Origin of the sequence: Pseudomonas sp. MF6776, assembly GCF_016613125.1 — a bacterium.
Lineage (GTDB): Bacteria > Pseudomonadota > Gammaproteobacteria > Pseudomonadales > Pseudomonadaceae > Aquipseudomonas > Aquipseudomonas iridis.
This window is the reverse complement of record NZ_JAENSQ010000046.1, coordinates 22169-30917: the sequence shown is the minus strand read 5'-3', so window position 1 is coordinate 30917 and position 8749 is coordinate 22169. Positions and strand designations below refer to the sequence as shown.

9 protein-coding genes and 1 pseudogene are annotated in these 8749 nt (G+C 53.4%); 5 read left to right on the top strand and 5 right to left on the bottom strand.

Annotated features, from left to right (window positions below):
* Positions 1-226: 226 nt before the first annotated feature.
* The 4 genes and pseudogenes from JJD74_RS28415 (at position 227) to JJD74_RS31575 (ending at position 4324) form a co-directional block, all read left to right on the top strand.
* Positions 227-508: a hypothetical protein gene (locus JJD74_RS28415; protein WP_200617578.1), complete on the top strand. Its 282-nt coding sequence runs from the start codon at positions 227-229 to the stop codon at positions 506-508.
* 274 nt (positions 509-782) lie between these two features.
* Complete coding sequence (locus JJD74_RS28410) at positions 783-2852, top strand: putative bifunctional diguanylate cyclase/phosphodiesterase (RefSeq protein ID WP_200617577.1); 2070 nt, start codon at positions 783-785, stop codon at positions 2850-2852.
* Positions 2853-3004: 152 nt separating this feature from the next.
* Positions 3005-3781 (top strand): annotated as a pseudogene (locus JJD74_RS31580) (PAS domain-containing protein); the annotation flags it as partial.
* A complete protein-coding gene (locus JJD74_RS31575; RefSeq protein WP_237143822.1) occupies positions 3776-4324 on the top strand; it encodes a methyl-accepting chemotaxis protein in 549 nt (182 codons plus the stop codon). The pseudogene JJD74_RS31580 and the gene JJD74_RS31575, both read left to right, overlap by 6 nt.
* Positions 4325-4456: 132 nt before the next feature.
* Here the strand turns inward: JJD74_RS31575 and tnpC are convergent, their stop codons facing one another.
* The 3 genes from tnpC to tnpA all read right to left on the bottom strand — a co-directional run bounded on the left by tnpC (position 4457) and on the right by tnpA (position 6730).
* Positions 4457-6004, bottom strand: a complete 1548-nt coding sequence (gene tnpC / locus JJD74_RS28400; protein ID WP_200617573.1) for an IS66 family transposase — start codon at positions 6002-6004, stop codon at positions 4457-4459.
* 61 nt (positions 6005-6065) lie between these two features.
* Entirely contained in the window at positions 6066-6401 is a 336-nt protein-coding gene (gene tnpB, locus JJD74_RS31005; RefSeq protein WP_009682493.1) for an IS66 family insertion sequence element accessory protein TnpB, read from the bottom strand.
* Positions 6398-6730: an IS66-like element accessory protein TnpA gene (gene tnpA, locus JJD74_RS28390; RefSeq protein ID WP_009682494.1), complete on the bottom strand. Its 333-nt coding sequence runs from the start codon at positions 6728-6730 to the stop codon at positions 6398-6400. The genes tnpB and tnpA overlap by 4 nt, the downstream gene beginning before the upstream one ends.
* 107 nt (positions 6731-6837) lie before the next feature.
* Between tnpA and JJD74_RS28385 the strand changes: the two genes are divergently transcribed.
* Positions 6838-7152, top strand: a complete 315-nt coding sequence (locus tag JJD74_RS28385; protein ID WP_200617562.1) for a hypothetical protein — start codon at positions 6838-6840, stop codon at positions 7150-7152.
* 446 nt (positions 7153-7598) lie between these two features.
* On the opposite strand, the gene JJD74_RS28380 is transcribed toward JJD74_RS28385, so the two are convergent.
* Both JJD74_RS28380 and JJD74_RS31000 read right to left on the bottom strand, forming a co-directional pair.
* Positions 7599-8234 (bottom strand): DUF4238 domain-containing protein, encoded by a 636-nt coding sequence (locus JJD74_RS28380; protein WP_234451904.1) that lies wholly within the window; start codon positions 8232-8234, stop codon positions 7599-7601.
* Positions 8231-8575 carry a hypothetical protein gene (locus JJD74_RS31000; protein WP_234451903.1) on the bottom strand — a complete coding sequence of 115 codons (345 nt, stop codon included), beginning with the start codon at positions 8573-8575 and terminating at the stop codon, positions 8231-8233. The genes JJD74_RS28380 and JJD74_RS31000 overlap by 4 nt, the downstream gene beginning before the upstream one ends.
* Positions 8576-8749: the final 174 nt, after the last annotated feature.

The window sequence follows — 8749 nt, the reverse complement described above, 5'->3', positions numbered from 1 at the left end:
AGGCTGAAGCCTTGGGTACGACCGATTTGAATGGTGGCGCGCTCTTCAACGCTGAGTTCGGTATAAGACATAGGGGCAGCACCGTACCGGAAAGGTCAGGTGTTGCACTCAGTTTTTGCCGCCGCCAGGATTAAATCGGGCGCTTTTCGTTGTGAATTGCATGTTTTTTTGTGCATTTACAGTGCGGGCGCCCTAGTTTTTTGTCTTAAAAAGAAGTGAAAACGCAATGTTTGGCATCAAAAAGGCGGCATTAAAGCTCGTTGGTAAGGCTGAAAATGGCTCCGGATATCAGCTTTTTGAAGACAAAGAGGCCGGGGCGCTTACGAGATTCTGGCTTTACAGCGCTGGGTTTAAGGATGGCGTAGTAAACCAGCGGCTGGCGTATCAGCTTTCAGCGCGTGATCAGCTTGATATGTCGTCGCGTACGGGCTTTGTGCGTAACCGTCCGGCCATGTCATCTACCCAGCCCCGCAAAGCCAAGACATCGTGTGCACTCAAATTTAAGTGAGCACCAGATCTAGCCTTTTAAACGGGTATTTCATGCAGCCAACACTCGGTTCCTATTCCAAGGCCTTCAAAGCCCAGGTCATTCAATATGGGTGCCCAGCACGGCACTACAATTGCCAGCATCGCATTCAGCCGTAAGCGTGCCCGTGGAAGTCGCAAGGCTGGCATGACGCTTTTTTTTGTAAAATTTTTGACGATAGGATGAAGCGTACTCTTCAGAAACTGCTCGTGCCGCCGATGGCCCAGAGGAGCCAAATTCAACCTTCGGGGTTTCAATGCTAGTAAGCAGCTATAACAGCGTGTATGTGCTGTTTTCCTTCGCCGTAGCGATCCTGGCGTCTTATACCGCGCTGGACATGACTGGTCGAGTCACCCGTACCGAAGGCAAAGCATCGGCACTTTGGCTTGCCGGTGGATCTTCCGCCATGGGCACGGGCCTCTGGTCGATGCATTTTATTGGCATGTTGGCCTTCCAACTGCCCATCGAGCTGGGTTACGACCTGACGCTGACTGGCTTATCGTTGTTGATCGCCATCGCCTCCTCCGCCTTTGCTTTGTGGCTAGCATGCCAGACGGAAATGCCACTGCCGCGTTTGCTGCTTGGTGCGGTGCTCATGGGTATCGGAATTGCATCCATGCACTACGTTGGAATGGCGGCGCTGCTGATGAATCCTGTAGTGGAATACGTTCCGTCGTTGTTCGCGCTATCGGTGCTGATTGCTATCCTTGCTTCGGGCGTGGCTTTGTGGATCGCTTTCCGCCTGCGTGGCGAAGGTCAGTACATCAATCGTACACGCATCGGCGCCTCGTTAATTATGGGGTGTGCCATTGTTGGAATGCACTATACCGGAATGGCGGCTGCCCAATTTCCTATCGGGAGCGTGTGCGGAGCGGTCAATGCAGGCATTGATAGCAACTGGCTAATGGTTTTGGTGATTCTGATCACGCTGGCTGTCTGCGCTATTGCCTTGATCGTATCAATGCTTGACGTCCGCACCAGCATACTTGCCAGCTCCCTTGACCTCGCAAACAGTGAACTGGTGCAGCTAGCTCTTCACGACAATCTTACTCGCCTCCCTAACCGTATCCTCCTAAACGACCGTCTTCAGCAAGCGATTCATAAAGCCATCAGGCAGAAGAGCCACTTTGCCGTACTCTTCATGGATCTGGATGGTTTCAAAGCTGTTAACGATACTTACGGTCATCACACTGGCGACCAGTTGCTTCTGCAAGTAGCAAAGCGAATCAACGACGCCAAACGCGGCGAAGATACGGTGGCTCGCCTCGGAGGCGACGAGTTCGTTCTGCTTATCGATCCCGGCGAACCTGAAGACGCTGCGATGTTGGCGCAACGCTTGGTGGAAAATATTCGATTACCTTACGTACTTGGGCGGCAGACAGTGCATGTGTCCGCTAGCATCGGTATCGCTATATTCCCAGAAAATGGCCTAACCGAGCATGAGCTGATGGTCAATGCCGATGCGGCTATGTACCACGCCAAGGAGCAGGGCCGCGATGGCTACTGCTTCTTTGAAAAAGCTATGAACGTTAACGCTCACCTGCAGTTGGAAATGCAACAGGATCTGCGGTGCGCACTGGATCGGAATGAATTTATCCTGCACTTCCAGCCGAAGATGCTCGCCCCAAATGGCCCTATGATCGGCGTTGAAGCTTTACTGCGTTGGAACAAGCCAGGTTTTGGCTTGGTGCCGCCCGTCCGTTTCCTGCCCTTGGCAGAGCGTACTGGATTGATCGTGCCAATCGGTAGCTGGGTAATCCATGAGGCGTGCCGGCAGATGGCCGAATGGCAAGCGTTAGGCGAAGGTAAAGACGAATGGAGTATTGCGGTCAACATTTCGACGGTACAACTGGCCCATGCAAAGCTCGTTGATGTCGTGCGCAATGCCCTGCAAAGCAGTGGCCTGCCCCCCCGTTTCCTGACACTGGAAGTTACCGAATCTACGGCGATGCGGGACGCTGAAGCTGCTTTGATTGTTCTTGATCAATTGGCAGCATTGGGCGTGAATATCTCCATCGACGACTTTGGTACCGGTTATTCCAGCCTGCTTTATCTTAAGCGCCTACCAGCCAACGAACTGAAGATCGACCGAGGTTTTATCACCGAGCTGGCTAAGTGTGACGATGACGCGGCTATCGTTTCGGCCATAGTAGCGCTCGGTAAAACGCTGGGGCTGAGGATCGTTGCAGAGGGTGTGGAAACCGCTGAACAACAACAGATGCTTACCGAGTTGGGTTGCGACATTTTGCAAGGTTACCTGCTGGGCAAGCCGATGAGCGCAGAGAGGATGCTGGAAAGCTTAAGCGCGACCAAGACTCTAGCGTGATACTGCACAAGCCATAGATTCAAGTTGGTGCTTGCTGGTGCAATTTGCAGACCCGCTACATCACCTGATTTAAGCATCAGTTAAACATTCGAATTGGGATTTACGGCTTCTCCTCATTCGTCCGATAGTAAAATTCACTCTAAGGCTAATCAATGTTCAACAAGGCAATCAAGCAGACCTTGGCTGAGGCTCTGCAAAAGCTTCAGGCCGCAGAAGCAAGGGCCGTGGCCGTTGACCGTTCGACGGCAACAATTGAATTTAAACCCGATGGCACCATCATAGGTGCCAATGAGAACTTTCTTACCACCATGGGCTACCGACTGGAGGAGATCGTCGGACAGCACCATCGTATTTTCTGTTTTCCTGATTACCAGGCGAGTGCCGACTATCGTAAGTTCTGGCAGCGCCTGGCTGGTGGCGAGTACATACGTGAACGTTTCCTGAGGCGTAATAAGCAAGGCCTGGAGGTCTGGCTCGAAGCCAGCTACAACCCTATCCGAGGCGCCGATGGTCGCGTCGAAGGCGTGCTGAAGCTGGCCACCGACATTACTACTCAGGTGATCCGTGAGCAGGAGCAGAGCAGCATGGTTCAGGCCATCAGTCGCTCGATGGCTGCGATTTCCTTTAACTTGAAAGGTGAGGTTCTCGACGCCAACGAAAACTTCGAGCAGGCCATGGGCTATCGCCTGGATGAGATTCGGGGAAAGCACCACCGCATGTTCTGCACACGAGGTGAAGCGGACTCTCCTGAATACCGCGATTTCTGGGAGCGACTGAACCGTGGTGAGTTCTTCTCTGGACGCTTCCAGCGACTCAACCGGCATGGCGATACCGTCTGGCTGAGCGCAACCTACAACCCGGTATTCGATGCCAGTGGCCGGCTTTACAAAGTAGTTAAGTTTGCCCGTGATATTACGTCCCAAGTGCGCCAGCAGCAGGCAGAATCCGATGCAGCCACGCTCGCCTACAATATATCCCAGCAGACGGACAGAAGCGCTCGCCATGGTGCCGAGGTCATTAGTGAAACGGTCGAGGTGGTACAAGGCATAGCAGCCGAGCTCTCACGAGCGGCTGAAGGCATCACTGCAGTCAATCAGCAGTCAGAGATGATCCGCAGCATCGTGCAGACCATCCGAGGTATCGCCGAGCAGACCAACCTACTTGCTCTAAATGCTGCTATCGAAGCTGCAAGGGCGGGTGAACAAGGCCGAGGTTTTGCGGTGGTCGCCGATGAAGTACGAAACCTTGCAGCCCGCACGGCGCAGGCCACCGTGGAAATCGTCGATGTTGTGAAGCGCAACCATGAACTAGCGCAGGATGCTGTGGAGAGCATGCAGGCTAGTCGCCAAAAGGTCGATCAAGGCGTCGATTTGGTCAGCCAAGCCGGCTTTGTGATAGAGGAAATTCAGAGCGGAGCACGGCAAGTAGTCGACGCCGTGCGCCAGTTCGCCGAGGCAAAGGAAGAGCTCTGATGTAACTGTATCGGGCACAACCTCGTAAGGCTGTTCCAATTTCTCACGATAAGCGTGCTTGTCCAATATGACATCATCGCTGCTTACTGGGCGCAACTGAACGTTTGCATCCGAGCATCACGTCTTACGCAATTAGACCGGTTGCCAAATATGCGGCAGCAAATGATCGATTTCACTCGCCCGCTGCGTCGGCAGGCGTGTGAGCACGTCCTTCAAATAGGCATACGGATCATGACCGTTGAGCCGCGCAGACTGGATCAAACTCATGATCGCCGCCGCCCGTTTTCCGCTGCGTAGCGACCCTGCGAAGAGCCAGTTCTTGCGTCCAAGAGCCCATGATCGGATCTGGTTCTCTGCCCAATTGTTGTCTATGGGTACAGCCCCGTCATCGAGGTAGCGCGACAGCGCTGCCCAGCGTTTCAGGCTGTAATCGAGTGCTTTGCTGATGGCTGAGCCTTCGGGCACAAGGTCGCGCTGGGCGCTCATCCAGACATGTAGCATGTCCATTACCGGGACGGCTTTTTCTTTCCGTATTCGCCGCCGTAAATCCGGCTCCAGATCGCGGACTTCGCTCTCGATTTCGTACAACAACTGGATATAGCGCAGGGCTTGCTCAGCAAGCGTGCTTTTATTCGTAGCGTGCAGCTCGAAGAATTTGCGCCGTGCATGGGCCATGCAGCCGATTTCGGTCACGCCGAGTTCGAAGCTGGCTTTGTAACCGCCAAAATCGTCACAGACCAGCTTGCCCCTCCAGCCTTGCAGGAAGTTGCGAGCATGCTCTCCGGCACGGCTGGGGCTGAAGTCATAAACCACCGCTGCCACATCCGAGAACTGGCTGGTGGCGTAGGCCCAAACATAGGAACGGTGGGTTTTCTTTGTTCCCGGCATGAGCATTTGCACGGGTGTTTCATCGGCATGAATAATCTGCTGCCCGAGTACCACTTCGCGCAGCGCATCGACCAGCGGCTGCAACTGAACCCCAGTCACGCCAACCCATTCGGCCAAGGTTGAGCGTGGAATCGCCAGGCCCGCTCGACCGAAGATCGATTCCTGACGGTAAAGCGGTAAATGGTCAGCAAACTTGGCAATCATGACGTGGGCCAGCAGCCCAGCGGTTGGGATGCCCTTGTCGATGATCTGAGCCGGAACCGGTGCCTGGATAAGCGTTTCGCAGTCATCGCAGACCCATTTGCCACGTACATGACGCTCGACGGTGAACACGCCCGGTGTGTAATCCAACTTCTCACTGACATCTTCACCGATGCGTTTCAGCGCGCAGCCGCATGGGCAGTGAGTGTTGTCAGGTTCGTGATGGATCAGTGTGCGTGGAAACTCAGCCGGCAATGCAGTGCGCTTGGGCTTCTGCTTTTTCTCGGTCGCCGCTGGCACTGTTTGCAAGGCCTGAAGCTCTGCTTCAATCGCTGCGATATCTGTATCGATCAGGTCATCGAGCAAACTGGCCTGCTCAGGATTCATCTGCTCGCTGCGCTTGGCAAATTTCAAGCGCTTGAGCTGCGCAATTTCGAAGGTCAGCTTCTCGATCACCGTCTGATCGCGGTTGATCTTCTTGCCCATGGTTTCGACCGTCTTACCCATTGTTTCGACTTGCGAGAGCAATTGCGCAGCTAAGGCACGCAGTTGGTCGGGAGTCATTTGGTCGAGATTGGGAGAAGAAGTCATGCGCCGAATTTTGCCAGAGCAGGCGCTTCGCGGCGATAGACCGATAGGCTAATGGCAGCCGTTAAAGCAGTGTGATCGAGCCGCCGGAACCTGCTCGTTGCCATGGCAGGCCCAATACCAAGGCTTGGAGTTGCTCGGTGTCCAACTGCATTTCAGAGCCATGACGAATGCTTGGCCAGTGGAACTTGCCCTGGCTCAACCGGCGCGCCGCCAGCCATATGCCGAAGCCGTCATGCACCAGCACTTTCATGCGATTGGCGCGGCGGTTGGCGAAAAGATAAGCACAGTGCGGCTGCGCCGCACCGAACACCGCAATCACCTTGGCTAATGCCGTTTCGGTACCAGCGCGCATGTCCATCGGCTCGGTGGCGAGCCAGATGGAGTCGATGCGAATCATCGCAGAAGGTCTCGAAGAAAGGTCGCGCAGGCAGCAGCATTTTCAGTGGGCCAGTTCACTGTGACGGTGCCACGCGGGTGCTGTATTTCAACGCAAATATTCGATGATGATGTGTGGGATTTCGCCCCTGCCAGCGGCACGGGTAACGGAATAAATGCAGGTTGCAGCGCCGTGCTTTTCTGCGCTTGCAGGCGAATCCATTTGTGGACGAGGTTTGCGTTGAGGTTATGGCTGAGTGCGATGCTGGCAATCGAAGCACCGGGCTGGGCACATTCTTGAATGACCTGAGCTTTGAAGGATTTGGAATAGGAACGGCGTGTTGGCTGCATGAAATACCCGCTTAAAAGGCTAGAACTGGTGCCCACTTAAATGTAAGTGCACACCATGTCTTGGCTTTGCAGGGCTGGGTAGATGACTTGGCCGTACGCATACCTTTGTGCAGCAGTTTGAAGGCGTTGACGATACAGCCCACTTGATTAGTGCGTGCTTAGAGTTCGATGAATGCCATGGCGCTGTAGATGATAAATCCCGGAAGTTTTTTGCGCGTATGCTCGCGAGTTACGCCATTAATGCCGGTTATTGGAAGCTTTCTGCTGATTACGATCAGAATAAGGGCTTGCATATCGTAGTGATAGACAAAGCCATGCCGGATGACTACGCGAAGCTCAGCGCAGTTATCGTGCACGATCACAGTGATATATTGACACACGAAGATATCGATCATGTTGTGGTGAGTGCGTGCGCTGGATGAGTTCTGAGCGCATTGAACAGAGCCTGGTTGATTTCGGGCTTTTTTACGATTAAAAGCAAGCAAGCTCCAAGTTATAATAGTTTCACAAAACCGGAGAAAACGAAGCAAAGCCATGCTCCGCGCTGTATGCCTACTATCGCATTGACTAAGTTTACCCCAAGGTATGTGTCTTCATGCACACTGCCCCACGCTCTATACTCTCTCTCTATATATAAAGAATAAAAAGCATCGAGCCGAGCACGTGCCTTGCTTATGCCTTTTCCCTGGTTCTTCTGGTTTTTAAAAACTCTTCAAGCAGAAAAGCTTGCGAATCTGTATGTAATGAATTCCTGTTGCCAAATTGCACTTCACTTGAGTTTCCCTGCGTGATTCAAACTGAGAAGTGACCGACCGCGCTATAGCGCTGGATGATAGGAGGTGAGGTCATTCAGACCTTGAGATGGATATCAGGGGGCTTTCTGATAGCGCCGCCCGATGTACTTTTTGAATGGTCGAATGGCGTGCTCGGTATCACCGATAATATGCACCATGGCTTGGGCCGCCACTTTGGCATTGAGCTCCACGGCGGTGCTCTCATCAACCTCATTCTTGCCCGGTGTGAAGCGTTCAGAATCGCAGATGATGTAGGCGACGCGCGGCGAGATTGGGTAATAGAGGTCAGAATGCTTAGGTGCGTCGAATTCTGTCTCTGCAACACACGAGTGCACATTGACGACAGGTTGATCGGAGGTAATGAAAGGCACCTTTGTGTCATTTATCAGCAGTGCATGCCTAGCGTTGTGGCGGTCAGCGTACAAGCCGAACCCGATACTCATTCCAAACATGTAGCTCAGAAACCACCATGCATGTGCCATTGCGTCCGCCACGTCATTCTCCATGGCGTTGCCCCGAGGTTGAACCTGGATCGCGCTATCTCGGAAAGTCTTCGTGCGGGATATCTGGTGACCGAAGAACATCATGAATTCGATCATATATTGCTTATCTTGCAATACGTCGATTTGCTCATCCGCCAGCGCTTCCAGCACTGGAAGCGCCATTTCTTCGTGGGATGCGTGGAGATTTTCCAGTAGGTTGCACTTCATTGCATGGAGGTGCCGCCGCCCTGATTTTGAATACCATACTTACGGTACACGCCCTCAGCCTGCTGCATCATCAAGAAGTCATTAAGGTACGACATGTGCTGTTGGTGGAGATGGTCTGGGCTTAGCCGGGATAAGCCTTTAATCACCTCGACATGTTTGCTGGTAAGCGTGGTGGTTTTGTAAAAATAGTCGTCAGCAGCAATGGCACGCACGCTGTCGTGGGCAAACTTCCCAGTCTTAGTCGTGTAGAAAACATTCTTCGTGCCGCTGCCCCAGCGGGCTAGGTACTTCGCCCAGACGAAATGGTGCCGCTTCTTGGCTTCTAACTCTTTGCGCGACATGGGTGTCCGTTCCATTGGATGTTGGCTCGGAATCTCTCAGCCTCATTACCGCCTGTCAACCTGGAGGCTGGTTCTGCTTGCTGATGCCTGCTCGCATGTGAATTTTCCAGCTGACCGCCCCCTCTTGGCCCCTTACTTGGTCGGGAGTCGCCGGTTGTAACAGACCGGTGTCGG